This window comes from Actinosynnema sp. ALI-1.44 (assembly GCF_001984155.1).
In the GTDB taxonomy this organism is placed as follows: domain Bacteria; phylum Actinomycetota; class Actinomycetes; order Mycobacteriales; family Pseudonocardiaceae; genus Kibdelosporangium.
The window spans coordinates 188,925-206,159 of record NZ_MTQO01000036.1; the positions used below are offsets into that span (position 1 = coordinate 188,925).

The 17,235-nt window shown below is 67.9% G+C and carries 13 protein-coding genes; 5 read left to right on the forward strand and 8 right to left on the reverse strand.

Features of this window, described 5'->3' with window-relative positions:
* Positions 1 to 31 precede the first annotated feature (31 nt).
* Positions 32 to 529 carry a hypothetical protein gene (locus tag ALI144C_RS10275; RefSeq protein ID WP_076986799.1) on the forward strand — a complete coding sequence of 166 codons (498 nt, stop codon included), beginning with the start codon at positions 32 to 34 and terminating at the stop codon, positions 527 to 529.
* 29 nt (positions 530 to 558) lie between these two features.
* Positions 559 to 1,332, forward strand: coding sequence for an alpha/beta fold hydrolase (locus ALI144C_RS10280; RefSeq protein ID WP_076986800.1), 774 nt, complete (start codon positions 559 to 561; stop codon positions 1,330 to 1,332).
* Positions 1,333 to 1,351: 19 nt separating this feature from the next.
* On the opposite strand, the gene ALI144C_RS53090 is transcribed toward ALI144C_RS10280, so the two are convergent.
* A complete protein-coding gene (locus tag ALI144C_RS53090) occupies positions 1,352 to 1,681 on the reverse strand; it encodes an STAS domain-containing protein (RefSeq protein ID WP_076986801.1) in 330 nt (109 codons plus the stop codon).
* Between the two features lie 206 nt (positions 1,682 to 1,887).
* Between ALI144C_RS53090 and ALI144C_RS10290 the strand changes: the two genes are divergently transcribed.
* A complete protein-coding gene (locus tag ALI144C_RS10290; RefSeq protein WP_076986802.1) occupies positions 1,888 to 2,481 on the forward strand; it encodes a mycothiol transferase in 594 nt (197 codons plus the stop codon).
* Positions 2,482 to 2,502: 21 nt separating this feature from the next.
* Here the strand turns inward: ALI144C_RS10290 and ALI144C_RS10295 are convergent, their stop codons facing one another.
* The 3 genes from ALI144C_RS10295 to ALI144C_RS10305 are packed head-to-tail and all read right to left on the reverse strand — an operon-like array spanning position 2,503 to position 11,271.
* Entirely contained in the window at positions 2,503 to 3,489 is a 987-nt protein-coding gene (locus ALI144C_RS10295) for a hypothetical protein (protein WP_076986803.1), read from the reverse strand.
* 22 nt (positions 3,490 to 3,511) lie between these two features.
* A complete protein-coding gene (locus tag ALI144C_RS10300) occupies positions 3,512 to 3,823 on the reverse strand; it encodes a hypothetical protein (protein WP_076986804.1) in 312 nt (103 codons plus the stop codon).
* A gap of 20 nt (positions 3,824 to 3,843) precedes the next feature.
* Positions 3,844 to 11,271: a DNRLRE domain-containing protein gene (locus tag ALI144C_RS10305; RefSeq protein WP_168211220.1), complete on the reverse strand. Its 7,428-nt coding sequence runs from the start codon at positions 11,269 to 11,271 to the stop codon at positions 3,844 to 3,846.
* Between the two features lie 738 nt (positions 11,272 to 12,009).
* Between ALI144C_RS10305 and ALI144C_RS10310 the strand changes: the two genes are divergently transcribed.
* Together ALI144C_RS10310 and ALI144C_RS55395 are read left to right on the forward strand one after the other, a co-directional pair.
* Entirely contained in the window at positions 12,010 to 12,732 is a 723-nt protein-coding gene (locus ALI144C_RS10310; protein ID WP_076986806.1) for a hypothetical protein, read from the forward strand.
* Between the two features lie 142 nt (positions 12,733 to 12,874).
* Positions 12,875 to 13,030, forward strand: a complete 156-nt coding sequence (locus tag ALI144C_RS55395) for a hypothetical protein (RefSeq protein WP_168211221.1) — start codon at positions 12,875 to 12,877, stop codon at positions 13,028 to 13,030.
* 50 nt (positions 13,031 to 13,080) lie between these two features.
* Here the strand turns inward: ALI144C_RS55395 and ALI144C_RS10315 are convergent, their stop codons facing one another.
* The 4 genes from ALI144C_RS10315 to ALI144C_RS10330 form a co-directional block, all read right to left on the reverse strand.
* Complete coding sequence (locus ALI144C_RS10315) at positions 13,081 to 13,830, reverse strand: CGNR zinc finger domain-containing protein (protein WP_076986807.1); 750 nt, start codon at positions 13,828 to 13,830, stop codon at positions 13,081 to 13,083.
* Entirely contained in the window at positions 13,827 to 14,720 is an 894-nt protein-coding gene (locus ALI144C_RS10320; RefSeq protein WP_076986863.1) for an alpha/beta fold hydrolase, read from the reverse strand. The genes ALI144C_RS10315 and ALI144C_RS10320 overlap by 4 nt, the downstream gene beginning before the upstream one ends.
* Positions 14,721 to 14,796: 76 nt before the next feature.
* Positions 14,797 to 16,005: a vWA domain-containing protein gene (locus tag ALI144C_RS10325; protein ID WP_076986808.1), complete on the reverse strand. Its 1,209-nt coding sequence runs from the start codon at positions 16,003 to 16,005 to the stop codon at positions 14,797 to 14,799.
* An 11-nt stretch (positions 16,006 to 16,016) separates the two neighbouring features.
* Positions 16,017 to 17,231, reverse strand: a complete 1,215-nt coding sequence (locus tag ALI144C_RS10330) for an AAA family ATPase (protein WP_076986809.1) — start codon at positions 17,229 to 17,231, stop codon at positions 16,017 to 16,019.
* Between the last annotated feature and the right edge of the window lie 4 nt (positions 17,232 to 17,235).

Consider the following 17,235-nt stretch of genomic DNA (forward strand, 5'->3'; position numbering starts at 1 on the left):
CCGGGGCGGTTGACCACGAAAGGTGAAGCGCATGGCCTACCCCGCGTTACTGATCGTTCACATCGCCACAGGCATCGCCGGGTTGCTACTCGGCCCGCTCGCCATGCGCCAGGACACCCGGCGCTTCGCGTCCGCCGAGCGCTCCACGGGTGTCCTCAGTGCCTGGTACCGCGCGGCAACCCTCCTCGTTTGCCTGTCCGCAGCGGGGCTCGTGATCGAACGCCGTACCGACCTGTGGTGGTTGGTGCCGGTTTCCGCACTGACCTACGGCTTGGTCATGCTGGCGAAGGTGTCAGCAAGCCGCCGCCACCGCGGGTGGACTCACGGTTATGTCCACGGCCAAGGCGGCTCGTACATCGCATTGGTCACCGCGCTGATTGTCGTCGCGCTCGTTGTCAACGGGCCCATGACCGGCCCCGTCGAGTTGGTACCGTGGCTCGCGCCGACCGCGATCGGGACTGTCCTCATCGAAGTGTGGCGCCGCCGACTGATCGCAGCGCTGCCGACCGCGCTGGCCACCGCTCAGTGAGGTTGGCGTACACCAACAATAATGTCGGCATGGGATCGATGGAGTCGGGCTACGCACTGGCCGCGGACGGTACACGACTGGCCTACCAGTGCGCCGGGACCGGACGGCCGCTGATGCTGCTGGCGGGGCAGTCGAACAACCACACGTGGTGGGACCGGGCACGCGCGGACTTCCCCGGCAGCACGGTCACGATGGACTACCGCGGCACCGGTGCCAGCGACAAACCCGACGTTGCCTATTCCACACGAGGATTCGCGGACGACGCGATCGCGGTGCTGGACGAGTTGGGCATCGAGCAGACAGACCTGTACGGCACGTCGATGGGCGGGCGGACCGCGCAGTGGGTGGCCGCGCTGTATCCGGAGCGAGTCCGGCGGCTGGTGCTCGGTTGCACGTCCCCCGGAGGTGCCCACGGCTACGAGCGAACCAACGACATCCGCCTGGCACTCATGGGTCCCGATTCGCAAGAAGTTCTGGCGGACTTGATGTACACACCCGCGTGGCGCGCCGAGAACCCGGGCCCCTACACCACGCTGGGCGACCCGGACATGCCACCGCACGCCATCCGCCGCCATCTCGTCGCCAGCAACAAGCACGACGCGTGGGACGTGCTCGGCCAGATCACCGCGCCGACGCTCGTCCTGCACGGCGCAGAGGACGAACTGAGCCCAGCGGCGAACGCACCGCTCCTGGCCGACCGCATCCCCCACGCGAAGGTGCACGTCTTCCCGGGCGCCCGGCACGCCTACTTCGACGAATGCCGTCCACTCGCGAGCACGATGGTCAACGAATTCCTGGCGTGACAAGCCGAACGTCGTCAGGTCACACGTCAACGGTGTCGGTGACGGACAATATCTGGTGGAGTCCGGTCTCGGTGATCACGTGATGGACCGGCCCGTCACACACGACGGTGAACCGCGCGTCGCGGGTTTCGGCTCGGCTCTGCGCCTTGATCAATACCGCCAGACCGGCGGAGGACATGAATGTCACTGGCCGGAGATCCACCACGAGCAGCGGACCGGTGGCCTTGCCGAGTGCCTCGTCGAGCTGGTCGGCAGTGTCGTAGTCCACCTCGCCGCACACGGTCAGTACACAAGCGTCTGCCCGCTGGTCCGTTGCGATGTCCAGCACTGGTGAGTCTCCTGCGTCCATGTCGTGCTCCTCGGTGCGGCTACTGACACGGTACCCAGTACCCACTGCTTGTACGCCGCAGTCATGGCTGCCTCGACAAGTCGCCACGTCGACGCGGCGGTGCTGGATTGCCTGGTGCCGAATGGCCCGATAGCGGACGGGAACTGACCGCAATGACCGGCGGAATCGTCCCCACATCACCCACGATGAGACTCGGAGGTCGAACGATGTACGCGCCTGCCCAGCACGACGAGGTCACTGGCCTGGTCAACTACATCGACCAGCAGCTCATGGCCATCCGTGCCGCCGCGTTCGGCCTGACCGAGGAGCAGGCGCGCGAGACGCCGTGCCGGAGTGCGCTGTCGATCGGGGGGATCATCAAACACGCGGCCTACGTCATGCGTGGAGCGGTGGAGCGGTTGCGAACCGAAGTCACCGAGCAGTCAGTCGACGCGGTGGCGTACGCCGCGTTCAACGACAGCTTCACTGTGCGCGATGACGAGACAGTGGCCGGAACCATCGAGGATTTCGACCAGGCTCGGGCTCGACTGCTGGCCGCGGTCGCCGCGACCGATCCAGCCGGCGACACGATGGCGCCTCCCGCACCGTGGCACGGCATCTTCGACGCCCGTCGAATTCACGCGCGCTACTACCTGGTGCACCTGGTCGAGGAGTGTGCCAGGCACGCGGGGCACGCCGACATCATCCGCGAACAGATCGACGGTGTGGCCGTACCGACGTTGGCGCTCACCCTGGCCGGGGCAAGCGCCAACGACTTCTTCCAGCCACATCAGCCGACCCCGGACACCCTCCTGGCGTGAGGGACGACGTCGGCCTTGCGGCTATGGACGCAGCACGGTGAGGATCGGGGCATTGCTTGGTGCTTGGTGGCTCACGGCGAAGAGCCGCTGCCGGTCGGGTGACCAGGCCAGGCCGCGGGCAGTGGACGTGCCGGGCAGGGCGAACGTGTCGACCGGGACTGTTCCTCCGGCCCGGTAGACGGCGACGTCGTCGGCGGTGGTGTGGATGCCGGTGGCGAGGTGCTGCCCGTCTGGTGAGGTGGCGACAGCGTTGGGGTACGGACCGGCCGGGTACCCGCCACGGCGGGAGAGGTCGCTGGTGGCGAATCCGTCGACCGCGTCACGGGAGCCTGCGGCGGTGTACAGCGTGGAGCCGTCGGGGGACAGCGCGATGTCGGTGAGGTTGCTGCCGACTCCCCCGCCGGACGCGCCGGGCGTCAAGGTGCCGCCTGCCACGGTGAAGATGTGGACGTTCGACAAGCTCAGCTCCACCTGCCCCGCAACCAGTGGGCTCACGCCGGACGACGACACCACCGGCGCCTTCTGGAACCGTGCGTCTCCTTGCTGGTCAAGGGAAACGACACCGGCGTCGAGTTTGCCGACCCGGCCGTTCCAGACGTCGTCGCAGCCGTACCCGAACCACACCGCGTTCTCCACCCGGGTCAGATGCGTGGGGCAGGTCTGCGATCCGGTGGGATACCGGGCCGTCTCCACCAGCTTCGTGGTGTCGATCGCGGCGATGGCGTCGCCGGAGGCGAGTCCGACGTACAGGGTCGCGTTGTCCGCGCTCAGTGCCAGACCCGTGGCACCGAACTGGTTGGACAGTACCTTCTGGACCCTGCCGGACAGGTCTGTGACCACGACGCTGTTGTTCGACGCGCCACCGGTGACGAACACGCGCTTGTGGGTCTGGTCGACCACGAGGTCGCCGAAGTCGGTCAGCGGCAACGTGTTGCCGGTCGCGTGCGCGGGTGGCGCGAGGACGGCGGGCACCACGAGCGCCGCCGCCAGGATGGTTCTCCGGATCACAGCTTCCTCCCAGTAGTGGAACTCAACTCTTGCGACGGCGACGCATGTCGATCCAGGTCCAGATCGAGACGACCACGGCCGCGAAGGCCAGGCACAGCCACAGCCACACCCAGTCGCGGATCGCCGCGCTGTCCGGGCCGAACACAGCCATCAAGCCGACGAACGCGGCTGCCGGGGCCAGGGTGCCCCACCCCGGCAGCACGAGCGCGTTGATCCCGATCGGGACGGCGAAGGCCAGGCCGATCAGGGCGGCCGCACCGGCGTCGCCGCCTTTGACGTAGGCGACGACACCGGCGGCGAGCGCCCCGACCAGCACGCTGAGCAGCTTCTTCATCGGGACTCCACACAGGGCTCTCAGTCCAGCCCGAGTTTGTCCCCGAGCCAGTCCTGCGCCTTGCTGGTGCCCTCTTCGATGGGTTTCTCAAACTTCTTCACGGCCTGCTCGCCGAGCAGCCCACCGGCCACACCGCCGACGAGTCCACCGACGGCCGAGCCGACCGGTCCGCCGACAGCACCCCCGGCCGCACCGAGTGCGGCACCGCCTGCGATACCCGCACCGGACTCGATCCCCGTCTTCGCCGCCGCGGTCAGCGCCTTGTCGCCTTCGTTGTAGTGCTTGGCGAAGTTGATCGCGACACCGGCGACCTGCAGGCCGCGCCCGGCGTGCTTGGCGGCAGGGCTGTCCAGCGCCTTGCCTGCCGCTTTGGCCCCTTGGTTCAAGGCGCTGCCGATCTTGGAGGTGGCGTTGCGGGTGCCCTTCTCGATGCCCTTGCCGAGACCTTCGGCGAGTCCCTTGGCCTGGTCGAGTTTGTCGACCATGTTGCCTGCGATCTCCAGCCCCTTGCCGACACCGGGACCGCGCGCGGCTTCCGGGAGCTTCTCGCCGATGTCCTTGGCCTTCTCGCCTATCTCGTTGGCCTTCTCCTTGGTCGCTCTGGCGACGTCCTTGGCCGCGTCGCCGCCCTTGCGTGCCGCGTCTCCGGCCGCCTTGCCGACCGCGTCACCCGCCTTGTCCACCGCGTCGCCCGCGGCTTTGCCCGCACTCTTGACCGCGTCGGTGGCCTTGCCGACGGCGTCCTTCACGGCGTTGGCGGCCTTGTTGACGCCTTCCTTGATCGCGTCGCCGATGCCACCGAGGTCCGGCCAGTGCCCGTCGTACTCGACGAAGCTGATCGGGTTGCCCCCGGCCAGGGAGTACCTGTTCTGCGTCAGCGGATCCAGCGCGAGCCCGAGGTCACGCAGCGCGCCCTGATAGGCGTCGCGTTGCAGGAACTGACCCATGTCCGGCCCGTAGCGCCGCGCACCCATGTCGTAGCTGGCCGATCCAGCCGGGACGGGAGGCGTGCTGGATGCTGTGGAGCCGGAGTCGAAGCGCCGTCCGGTGTAGCGGTACGGGTTGATCGGCGCCTGCTCGTCCGTGTCACCTGTGCTCAACGCCTCCGGGTCGCTGTCCTCGGCGTCCGAGCCACCATAGGCGTTGTACCCGTACGACGCCTTCACCTGGCCACCCTCGCCGAGCAGTTGGGACACGGAACCCTGCACGTCGCGCGAATAGGTGAACTTCTCCTCCTGACCGCCCGCGTTGTCCTTGTCGCCCATGCTGATCCGGTGACCGTAGGCGTCGTAGGAGAAGGTCTTGGTCTTCGGCTTGTCGCCGCCTTCCTGCTTCTCCTCGGTCACTTGCTGGGACAGTCCCTGGTAGGTGAAGTCGGTCGTGCGGTCCTTCCCACCGCCCGCGTGGTCCTCCTTCTCCTTGACCGTGCGGTCCAGCGCGTCGTAGGTGTAGTCCGTGGTGTCCGTTGGCGTGCCGCCACCGGCGTACTGCCTGGTGTTGAGCAGGCGGTCGAAGTTGTCGTACGCGTGGTCGGTCACCAGGTTCGGTGACCCGCCCGTGCCGCCGCTGCGGCTGCAGTCGGCTTGGCTGCCCGCTTCGAGAGTGAGGCAGTCGAGATTGCCGTAGTTGTCGTACCAGTTCTCGACCGTGACGCCACCGGTGGTGATCCTGCGCATCTGAGTTCCCTCGTAGCGCTTGGTGATCGTCTCGCCCTTGTCGTTGTGTTCCGTGGTGACGCTGCCCGCCCGGATCGTGTTGTCGCCGTCCAGGTTGCCCGGCTGGTCGAAGTCGTACGTGCTGACCTTGCCCTCCCGCTTCTGGTGCCGGGTGAGCTTGTCGCGCGCGTCGTAGGTGTACTTCGCCAGGCAGCTGGAGGATCCGACGCAGGTCTGGGCGTTCTTGCCTTCGGCGCGCTTGAGGATGTACCGGTCGGTCGTGCGGTTGCCGTTGACGTAGTTGCCGTTGTCGTCGGTGTAACCGATCTCGTGTGACTCGGTCACGTCACCGGACCCGTTGCGCGTCACCAGGTTGCGCAGTTTGCCGTTGTCGAAGTAGTCCCACGTCGTGGTCTGGTGCGCGCGCCAGGTCGCAGGATCGCTGGTGCAGCCGTCCTGGCCGCGGAAGATCTGCTGCTGCCGCTGCCAGCCGTCGCCCCAGAAGCTGGTGGTGATCCGCTGGTCGCCCTTGCACGTGTTGTCCGTGCCGAGATCCAGCTGCAACGACAGCCAGTCGTTGTCGCCGTAGGTCAGCTCGTACCGGCGCGGTGCCTTCGTCTGGGTTCCGGCGGTGTTCTCCTCGCCGTTCTCGGTGCGGACGGTCGCGTTGCCGTTCTCGTCATAGGTGTAGGTGTTGAACTTCCAGGTCGCCTCGCCTTGCTTGTGGTGCCGGGTCTTGGCGACCTCGTCGAAGCCGGTGTAGGTGTTCTCGGTCTCCATCGGCTGTTGCTGGTCGGGGCTGTCGCTGCCTCGGGTGTCCGTGGCCTTGGTCAGGTTGTTGTTCGCGTCGTAGCCGTAGGTGCTCGGCTGGCCTTGGAACTCCTTGCGGGTCCGCAGCTGCCCGTCGTCGAAGTACGTCCAGTCGACGCGGCGGTTGGCGTCCGGCTGGCCGGGCGTGCCCTGTGCGTCCGGCACCCGGTACTGCTGCCAGCCCTGGGCCAGGTAGTCGAACCGGACCGTCGGGTTCGTGCTTTCCTTCGAGGTACGGATCCAGCCGGGGTCGAAGTACGACATCACGGTCTTGGCGGTGTCCCGCACGTCCGTGCGGTTGGCCAGCGACACAGGCAGGCTCGTCCACGCCAGGTTGCCGTTGGCGTCGTAGTCCCGGTGCACGTACTGGCGCTGACCGTTGTCGGCGCCGTCGAACGGCAACGTCTGACGCACCAACTGGTTGCGCGCGTCGTAGTCGTAGGTGGTCACGTAGTCGTTGAACGGACCGGCCTTGCCCGCGTCCGAGCCACGCGGGGACACCTCGGTCTTCTTGTTGCCGTTGGCGTCCCAGGTGGACCGGGTGGTCAGCACGCGGTCGCCGTCGAACTTGGTCCTGGTCAGCACCTGCAGATCGCGCTGGTCGTACTCCAGCTCCTGGCGGGTGCTGCGACCGGGCGCGATGTCGCGCTCGTGGCTCTGCACGTTGCCGTTGGCGTCGTAGACGATGCGCTGCGACATGCCGATCGGGTCGACCTCACCCACTCGCTGGTGGGCGGCGTCGTAGGTGTACGTGGTCGTGAACTTCCCGCCTGTGGCCGGGCAGGCCGCGGTGGTCGCCTTGGCACGCGGGGACGTCACTCCCACGAGGTCACCGGCCAGGTCGTAGCACATGTGGGTGTAGCGGGCCTGGCTGGTCGACGCGCCGAACTTGACCTCGCGGATCGGCCGGTCGAGCTTGTCGTAGGTGTACACAGTGGTGTGGTCGTCGGGCACGCTCGCCGACAACACGCCCAGCGGCCTGGTCTGTTTGGCCAGGCGACCGGCGGCGTCGTACTGGTAGGAGATGCGTTCCCCGGCCGGGTCGACCGACTTGTCCGGGTTGGACACCGTCAGCGGCTGGTCCATGTTGTCGTACGACGCGGTCCCGGCCGGGCCCTGCGTCCCGGTCGCGCTGGCGCTGCCGTAGTGGGGGTCGATCCGACGCAGGATGTTGTCGTTGGCGTCGTACTGCACGCTCGACCAGACCAGCTCGCCGCGGTCGTTGGCGGTCGACTTCGGCGCGCTTTGCCGTGACAGCCGGTGGAACGGGTCGTAGTCGAAGAACGTGCGGTAGGACCGTTCGTCCGCGCCGCTGTCGGCCGCGTGGTTGGGGTCCTGTGTCCAGCGCAGCATGCCGTCTGGGTCGTAGGCGAACTGGGTGGACTTGCCGAGCGCGTCGACCATCTTCGTCGGCTGCCCGGACGGGTCGTACGACGGGTAGCTGGTCACACCACCGTTGGGTTCCTTCTGCGCCGCGACAGTTCCCGGCGCCGCACTGCCTGGACCGTTGTAGTCGTAGTCGGTTTTGGCGCCGCTCGGGTCGGTGACCGTGTCCAGGTTGTCGTTCGCGTCGTAGGTGTAGCGCCAGCGGAAGTCGTCGGCCACCGGTGTCACGGTGCCCTTCGGCCTGGTGACGGTCTCCAGCAACGACAAGTGCTTCGCCTGATCGTTGGCGTCCGCTGGTTTGTCGATGTAGGTCAGCTCGGTGCGGTGGTTGAGCTGGTTGGTCTGCGAGGTGAGGTATCCGTTGGCGTTGTACGTGTACGCGGTCGCCCGGTTGGTCGGTTCGGTCACCTTGGCGACCTTGAAGTCCGGTGTCCACTCCACCGACGTGGTCTGGTTGAGCGCGTTGGTGATCGTCAGCGGTTTGCCGTCCGCGTCGAAGCCGTACCGCGAGGTCCGGCCCTCCGGCGCGAACACCGTGGACGTACGCGTGCTCAGGTCGTAGTCGAACGACGTCAACTGGCCGTTGCGGTTGGCCCTGGTCTGCAGGCGCCAGCGCTTCGCGGCCGACTCCCCCGGGCTGTAGTAGTCGTAGCTGGTTTCGAAACCACGCGGGTCACGGACGCTGTACACACGGGTGGACTGCGACCTGGTCCGCGGATCCGGGTTCGCCCGGTTCTCCGGCTTCTCGATCACCGGGTCGTCACCGCTGTAGGTGGTGTAGTTGAACACGTACGACCGGTCCGGCACGACCTCGCCGGTGGGCGCGGTGCCGCCGACTTGGGTCAGCCGCAACAGGTTGCCGTCGTCGTAGTACGTGAGGTCCAGAGCCGAGCCGGTGTGGTCGGTGATCCGCTGGACCTTGCCCCGCACGTGGTGCTGGCGGACCTCGTCACGGCTGTAGTAGTCGATGGTGAACGCCCTGCCGCCGGGGTCGATGACGCGCTTGACCCGTTTCGCCGGTCCGAACAGGTCCTCCAGCGGAGGTGTGTCCTCCAGTTCGTAGGTGGTCGTGTTGTTGTTCTTGTCCGTGACCGCGGTCGGGTACCCGTCCTTGTCGAACCAGTACGTGACCTCGTCGGGCCTGGTCGCCGCCCAACGCCGGTCGGCCGGGCCGTCCTTGAGTTCACGCAGGTACAGGTTCACTCCGGCCGGTTCCTGCCAGCGCACCTGGCCACCGGACACGACCCGGTCGAACCGCAACCGGGTGCCGTCGCCGTCCACCAGTTCCACGCCACGGCCGAACAGCAGGCCGGTCACCTCGAGCCGCTCCCCCAGCCTGGTCAACCCGCCGAACGACAGCGAGAAGTTGTTGCCCGCGGGGCTCTTGGAGTGGTCCTCCAGCGAGTTGTAGGTCAGGTCGACGGTCGTGGCCAGCCCACGGCCCGGCGCGAAGAACGGCGACCAGCGCAGCATCGCGTTGCCGTTGGACAGGTTGGTCAACGTCGTCATGCCCGCGCCGAGGTCCTCGGACTCGTACTGCCAGAACCGTTCAAGGCCCAGCATGTCCTTGGCGTCCTTGACGATCGCCACCGACGTCACCAGCGCCTGGTTGCCCTTCCCGGCGAACCAGGTCTTCGCGACCGAGTCGTAGAGGTCCAGGCGCAGCTCGAACTTGCCCGCGTCGGCACCCGGCGGCAGCTTGGGCGCCTGCACGGTGACCGGCACCGTCACGGTCTGCCCGGGCAGGACTTTGGCGGGCAGCGCCTGGTCGGCAGGTTGTTCCAGGAGGATGGCGCCGTTGTCGGCGATCCACCGGTACCACAATGACGTCGTGGTGCCGTCCCACGATTCCTTGCCCTCGTTGGTCACCTGCGCCTTCGCGCAGTGGGCGTTGTCCGGGCACGTGTTCGGGGGCACGGTGGGCAGCATCGACGCCGGCAAGGTCGTCAACGACTTGCCCAGGCTGCCCGAACCGATGCCGGTGACCGGGTCGGCCTGGCCACCATATGGGTCCTGGGCGGGCAGGGCCGCGACCGTGCTCTGTGCCATCACCGCAGGCGCGGCGTCGCTCAACACGACCTTCGCCCGGTGGCTGTCGTCCGGATCGTTGTCCAGCACGACCTTCACCGGCTCCGACAGCGGCGAGAACCGGCCGTCCAGCGCGACCAACCGGGTCGTGATCTCGTGTTCGCCGTCCTCCCACGTCCGCAACGGGTTGAGGGTGTTCCACCGGTCGGTGCACTCGTGCCCGTCGGGCACCTGGCCGCAGTTCTTCGTCGACGTCACCACGATGCCGTCGACCAGGATCTGCATCACGTCGACCGGCACGTTCATGCCGTTGCCCCAGTCCCGCCCGGTGACCCACACCTCACCACGGACGACCTCGCCCGCCTTCGGCGCCTGGTTGTCCAGTTTGGTGGTGAACGGTTTGCGGACACGGACCTTCGCGGGCTGTGACGTCGTGGTGTTGCCCGCGTCGTCGGTCGCCACCGCTGTGATCGTGCGGTCTCCCTCGACCAGACGGGTCTTCAGCTCGTAGGGCGCGGCGTTGTCGTTGCCCGCGGCCGCGCCGTCGACGCGGAACTCCACCTTGGTGACCTTGGAGTCGTCGCCAGCGTCGGCGCGCAGCGTCACGTCACCGATCTCCACGACGCCGTCCGGGGCAGGCGAGGTGACCGCCACCGTGGGCGCCTGCACCGCGGTGTTGTCGGCGAAGGTGACTTCCAGCTTCGGCTTGTCGGCCGCGTCGTCGGACGCGTAGTCCAGCCAGGTCCTGCCGGTCGCCGGAACCTTCTCGTCGGCGGCCTTGACCAGCAGGCCGTGGTTGGGCGACTGCCCGGCGACCCACGAGCGGACCACACCGGCGACGTCCACCACGTCCTTGCCCGCCGAGGCCCGCGACTTGGCCGGGATCGTCGCGGTGACCGCTGTGTCGGCGTCCGTGCCGTCAGCCGTCCACCGGACACCGCCCTGGGTTTCCAGCCAGCTCGCCCCTGATCCGTCGCACGAGCCGGGGAACGCGGCACGCCCTTCGTTCCACCCACGAGTGATCCGCTGCAGGTTGACCGCGCCTACCGTCGCCGTGGTGGCGCCGTACCCCATCGACATGCCGGCGCTGAGGATCTGGGCGTTCACCGGGACGGCACGCAGGTCGAACCGCACCAACGCCCGGTGCACGACACCGTCGGAGTCCGCTCCGACGCGCAGGTGCGGTGCGGAACCGTAGTTGTTCCAGTCGAAACAGCCCTGCGGCGACGTGGTGTCCTTCGCGACGTAGGTGGCCGCGCCGGTGCCGTCCGACGGTGTCACCGTCACCTTCGCTTGTCCTGCTTGCGTTGTGGTGACCGGCAGTTCGTTCGAGACCGCGCCACCGGAGACGACCTTGTAGCGGAACGACGCCGCCGGAGCGGCCGTCGTGTCCGTCCACTGCGTGACTTCCCGGTCCGCGATCGTGGTCAACAACGTGTCCGCCGACGGCGCGAAGCCCGCCGCGGTGGAGCGGTGGATCTGATAACCGCCGTCACCAGGTGTCCACCGCAGCAGCGCGCCGTTCGCCCTGACGAGGTCGGGCGCCAGCAACGCCACCGGCCCTGGCACCGACAAAACGGTCGTGACCGGTACGAACAAACCGGTCACGACCAGGCAGAAAACCACAAGCAATGACGGGGTTCGACGTCTTTCGGGCAGCACGGAAGAATTCATCGGCACACCTGACCCCAGCTCGAAACAACGGTCCCGACGTTCACAAAAGCGCCAAGGACTTCCCCCACTACAACAGAGCGTGGCCTTGACCCGCTTGGTTGGGAATAGGCCGATCAGGTGATCAACCTGCATCACCTCCGGCCCCTGAACGTGCCGCTTAACCGCGCAAGCACCCTTGAGCAGGGATAACAGCGAGGAAGGTCATGGCGATGCGCAGGCCAATTGGCTTGATCCCGCGATTCGTTCGAGCACCGGCCAAGTACTCAGGTGCGACCTACTGGAAGCTATGAGACCGGCACAGCCGGATCACGCTCTGTTGCCGCCAGCGCGAAAGTATGCGCAATCATTGCGTTCTCACTCGCCGCCGTTGGAATTTTTCTTCCCGATCGTCTGCGGACCGATTTCCACCGACCTGGGGCAAATGGCCACCGCGTGCTCGTCAGCGTAGCGAAGCAATCCGCTGCGGGGCCGAGCGAGTGACGCATCGGTCCTCGCGCGACGGACACCCGTACGTGTGTACATTTGCGACACTCCGCGATCAGGACCGATATGTGTCCGACAGCGAGCCGGAGGTTGGTTACGTTGAGGAAGCGGCCACTGTGGAGCCGCTTCCCGATCACCTCGAGGAGTTTCGTGATTCCCGATCGCTGGACAGCGCGAGCCGTCCTGACCGGCCTGCTGGCCCTCGCACTGCCCGTAACCGCCGGCACGGCCATGGCCGACACGCGGGATGACGCGCCCGGTCACAACGCCGTGGCAGTGATCAACCACGATGGCGACGCCAACGACAACACCTCATCCGTCACGAACACGGCGTCCCACCACAACTCCACCACGGTGTCGAACGACGACGCTGACGCGAACTCGACCACTGTGGGGAACGACCAGCCATCGCACAACACCGCGACCGTGTCCAATGAGGACGGCGGGCACAACCACACCGCGGTCAGCAACGACGACGCCCAGTCGAACAACCTCGCCGTCAGCAACGTCGATTCCAACGCGAACGACACCACTGTCGTCAACGACGATGCCGCCGACAACACCGTCGTCGCGAGCAACACCGGCGCGGACCACAACGACACAGCGGTGCACAACAACAACGCCGATTCGACTACCGCCGTCGTCAGCAATCTCGCCAGCGATGACAACAACACGGCCGTCATCAACGACGAAACCACCGCGTCCACCACGGTCGTGAGCAACAACGCCAGCAGCGACAACGACATCACTGTGGACAACACCGGTACGTCGGGCACCACGACCGTGGTCGCCGCCAATGGCAGCCACCACAACACCACCGTCGTCAGCAACGTCGGAGAGGGCAACACAACGGTCGTCAACAACGAGGGATAAGCGAACCTGCTCTCACGCACCGCGGGTGAGTTCGACTGGCAGATGCCCCGGACTCACCCGCGCCCCGCCAGTTCGGTGCTGGATGTTTCGCCTGCGCACCCAGGGGCACGCAGAAGGAGACGACCGCCAAGGGAGGACGACCGTGACCGAACCTCATCCCCAGGACTTCGAAGATCCCGAGGACTTCGCCGACGCTGTGGGCCCAGATCCGACTCCGCAGCAGGTCGACGAGTACCGAGAGGAGACCGAGCGCCCGCACCGGCGCGACACCGACGGTGAACCGGGCGACTCGGCGTGAATCGGATGGTGACCGGCGGCCCGGTCATCGTCCAGCGTGACGGCCTGCGGTCAGGTCGCTTGATGGCGGGCGACACGGACACGATTGCCGCATGAGGCACCGCACCACGACTGGTTGGTGCGACGGCGGTAGAACACCAGCCCGCAACCGGGGGCGTCGCAGAAGGCGAGATCCGACCGCTGGGTGGCGTCGCGGACGTCGGCGGCGAGCCCCGCCAGCAGCCGTGTCATGGCTGAAGCGTCGCCGAGGGGATAGCGGACGGTCTGGCCCGGATGCTCGCCGAGCAGGACGAGTTCGGGGGCGGCCAGCAGATGCGTGTTGACCGCTTCGACGTCCGCGTGCAGCCAGTCGCCACGGCCGAGTCTGGCGTGCAGCAGCCGCAGCGCCGGGTCACGCAGTGCACGAAGGGCATGGAGATCCTTGACGTCCACGTGGGCCGGACGCGGCACGGGCAACGCCGCCGCGTCCAGCCACGAGTCCAGGTCGGCCACGTCTTTCAGCTGTTCGCGCTCCTGCCAGCCGATCCGCTTGACCGTGTTGACCAGGTCAAGGGCAGGGAAGCCGTCGAGCCAGTCCCACGCCCGTGCCGCCAGCCTGCTCAACACCGCCGCCCAACTCGGCACCGCGATCGTGGTGGCACTGGCGGTCACCGTCGCCTCGCTCGGCCACGGACCGTTCGACCACCGGGCGGGCTGGCTCGCCGCGACCGGCGCGGGTGCGATCGTCATCGGCGCCGTCCTGTGGTTGGAACGCATCCGCACCAGTGCCCCGCCAGGACCGCCGACTCCCGGCTGCGTCATCGAACGTGCTCGGCCGGACGGGACGGGTAGCGGTCGGCAAGGAACGTCACGACCGAGGTGGTGAACTCGTCCGGTGCGAGTTCGGCCACGTGGTGGCCGGAGTCGATGCCGTGTCCGGTCACATCGGTGGCCCACTCGCGCCAGATCGACAAGGGATCGCCATAGAGCTGTTCGAGGTCATCACGCAAGGACCACAGGACGAGCACCGGCTGCTTCAGTGTGCGACCGGCAACCCGGTCAGCAGTCTCGTCGCGGTAGTCGACGGTCACACCGGCCCGGTAGTCCTCGAGCATCCCTCGCACGACTTCCGGATCCCGTACCGCGGCACGCCACTCCGCGTGGTTCTCGTGGCCCATGCTGTCCGGGTCACCGCGGTACCAGGAGTCCGGATCGGCGTTGATCACGCGCTCCGGGATCTCGGGCTGGGCGAAGAAGAACCAGTGCCACCATTCCGTGGCGAACCGCGCGGTGATGCGGTCGAGGTGTTCACTGATCGGCAGGCAGTCCACCAGCACAGCCGCGACCACCTGCTGCGGGTGGTCCATCGCCAGCCGCAGCGCGAAATAGCTCCCCCGGTCGTGCCCGACGACAGCGAAACGGTCGAACCCGAGCGATCGCATCGCGGCCAGCAACCGCCGAGCCCCAGCGCGCTTCGAATGCGGTTCGTGGTCCTCAGCGGGCACCGGTTTACCGGACCGCCCGTACCCGGGCAGATCCGCGCACACCACCGTGTACCCCTGGGCCACCAACTGCGGAGCCACCCAATGCCAGGTTGCGGACGTCCGCGGGTGACCGTGCAGCAGCAACACCACAGGCCCAGATCCCGCGTGCCGCACGAAGATCGGCAGCCCATCACCATCCACCGTCTCCGCGACGAAGCCCTCGAACATGATCACAGGATGCCCCACCGGCAACGGATCACACCTTTGTGCACGACCAGGCGCTCGCAGCGCCCGGCATGAGGGGTCAGCCGATGGAGACCACCCGTGCCCATGCCGGAGGCGTGTCCGGTTCGTAGTCGGGATTGTCCTCGCCCGACGGGCGTGGTCGGGGAAACAGGCCGACGACCGTTCGGCAGGGCGGTCGCGTTTTGGGCCACGGCGTCTGTCCGTCGGTCAGTACGACGATGGTGTCCGGACGCGGGCTGGTGCGCAGGACCTTGGCGAAGCCGGTGCGCAGGTCCGTGCCACCACCACCCACCAGGGAAATCCCCTCCGCGCTGCACAGCGGGTGTGTGACGTGCGCGGCCGCGTCGCACGACAGCACCGAGACAAGATCACGCCGCCCGCCCACGCTTCTGGCGATCGCGGCGATCTCCAGGATCGCGCTGCCCAGCTCGGTGTCGCTCACCGACCCGGACGTGTCGACGATCACGCAGACACGCGGCGGGCGGCGCCGCAGGCTCGGCAGGACGACGCCAGGCAGGCTGGCCGACCTGCGCGAGAGGCGACCGTAGGTGTAGTCCTCCCCCGCGCCAGGGCCGGACACCGCTGTGCGGACCGCCGCTCCCAACAGTTCCCGCCACGGTTGCGGCGGGTGGAACGCCTCGTCCGCCCAGCGCTTCCAGCCTTGCGGCACGCTGCCGGGGTTGCCGGTGATGCCCTGGGCGACTCGGAACCGGACGGCATCTCGTTCCTGTGCGCTGAGGCCGTGCGCGCCGCCGGGCCCCAGGTCCCAGTCCCGGTCCAGCCCGTCCGCGCCGCTGCCGCAGTCCAGCCAGGCGAACTCGTCGGTGTACGGCCCCAGCCGGAACTGGCGCAGGTAGTCCTCCATCAGCTGTCCCTCGGACAGGCTGAGCAGCCCCGGGTGGACCGCGTCCTTGGGCCGTACCAGCACGTCGTCGAACACGTCGTCGTTGATCTCGCAGTCAGCCGCGATGTTCATCCGCAGTCGTTCACCCAGCCCGGTCAGTCCGTGGGTCGCCGCGAACCGGTCGCTGCGCCCGTGGTGGTCGCGCAGCAGGTGGGAGACCTCATGCACCCACACCCCGGCCAGATCCTCCACCGAGGTGTGGTCCACGAACGCCGGTGAGACGTAGCAGCGCCAGTGCCGGTCGACGGCCATCGTCGGCACTGTTCGCGATTCCACTGTGTGCAACGCGAACAGCGCCGTCGCCAGATACGGACGGCACCGGACCGCGTGCAACCGGGCGGCGAAGAGCTTTTCCTCGTCCATGGTCCCCGGCCTCACCGGCGGGCACCGGCCAGGTCGGCCCGCTGCGACAACGACACCGCTCCTGCCAACTGCTCGATCGCTGGGGGAACCTGCCAGTCGTCACGGCGCAACGCGGCGAGCGTGGCCGCCGGTACGACCACCAAGTCCGGCGCACCGGTTTCCAAGGCCAGCACCAGCAACGCCCACGCCGCGTCCCAACGGGACTGCTCCGGCCGCTTGCGCACCGCCTCCACCACGCCGTCGAGCACCGTCTGGCGCAAGTCGCCGCGCTCGGGTAGGACGGCCGCCGCCGGGTTCGCGAGCAACAATTCGGGATCCGGCAGATCCATCCGGTCCATGGCGGCTGTCAGCTCCAGGCCCGGCCCGTCCCCCACGGTTCCCCGCGCCAGTGTGGACAGCACTTCCCGGGAAGCGCCCGCGGCGGTCGCGAAAGCGATCAGCCGCAGCGTCATCTCCCAGCTGCGCGGTGACGGCCACGGGCCGCCGCGCCGAGCTTCGCTCTTCGGCAGCTGGTGCACGAGCGCGGGCCGGGCGGCCAGCAGGCCGCACACCGCACGGCGGGCGAACGCCACGGCGTCGGGCAGACACCCCGAATCCAGCCGCGGCAGCGTCGCCGTCGGCCACGTCCCGCCGAGCCCGCGTACCACGACATCGTGGTCGTATGTCCACTGTAGATGAACGAACCGGTTGGCCAGCGGCGGGCTCAGCTCCCAGCCGTCGGCCGCGGAGGATCGCGGATTGGCGGCGGCCACGATCCGGACGCCCGGCGGAAGGGTCAGCGCGCCGATGCGGCGCTCGAGCACGACGCGCAGCAGCGCGGCCTGGACAGCCGGTGGTGCGGTGGACAGCTCGTCCAGGAACAAGATCCCGTGACCGGCCTGGACCAGGCGCACGGCCCAGTCCGGCGGAGCCATCGGGACGCCCTGCGTCGCGGGGTCGTCGCCGACGACGGGCAGCCCGGCGAAGTCGGACGGTTCGTGCACGCTGGCGATCACCGTGGTCAACGGCAGTTCGAGCGCGTCGGCGAGCTGGTTGAGGGCGGCGGTCTTGCCGATTCCCGGCTCGCCCCACAGCAACACCGGCAAGTCGGCGGACACCGCCAGTGTCAGGGCCTCCAACTGGGTGTCGGCCCGCGGCTCGGTGGTCGTGTCCCGCAGCAGGGCGAGCAGATCGGCGGCGACGTCCATCGGCCGGGCACGGGTCGGTTCAGGCAAGGCAGTGGTCATGGTG

Bases quoted from the DNA above. Each gene is read 5' to 3' on its own strand.
- ALI144C_RS10325 (WP_076986808.1), bottom strand. From the start codon at position 16,005: ATGGACGAGGAAAAGCTCTTCGCCGCCCGGTTGCACGCGGTCCGGTGC.
- ALI144C_RS10315 (WP_076986807.1), bottom strand. From the start codon at position 13,830: ATGACGCAGCCGGGAGTCGGCGGTCCTGGCGGGGCACTGGTGCGGATG.
- ALI144C_RS10300 (WP_076986804.1), bottom strand. From the start codon at position 3,823: ATGAAGAAGCTGCTCAGCGTGCTGGTCGGGGCGCTCGCCGCCGGTGTC.
- ALI144C_RS10330 (WP_076986809.1), bottom strand. From the start codon at position 17,231: ATGACCACTGCCTTGCCTGAACCGACCCGTGCCCGGCCGATGGACGTC.
- ALI144C_RS10275 (WP_076986799.1), top strand. From the start codon at position 32: ATGGCCTACCCCGCGTTACTGATCGTTCACATCGCCACAGGCATCGCC.
- ALI144C_RS10280 (WP_076986800.1), top strand. From the start codon at position 559: ATGGGATCGATGGAGTCGGGCTACGCACTGGCCGCGGACGGTACACGA.
- ALI144C_RS53090 (WP_076986801.1), bottom strand. From the start codon at position 1,681: ATGGACGCAGGAGACTCACCAGTGCTGGACATCGCAACGGACCAGCGG.
- ALI144C_RS10320 (WP_076986863.1), bottom strand. From the start codon at position 14,720: ATGTTCGAGGGCTTCGTCGCGGAGACGGTGGATGGTGATGGGCTGCCG.
- ALI144C_RS10290 (WP_076986802.1), top strand. From the start codon at position 1,888: ATGTACGCGCCTGCCCAGCACGACGAGGTCACTGGCCTGGTCAACTAC.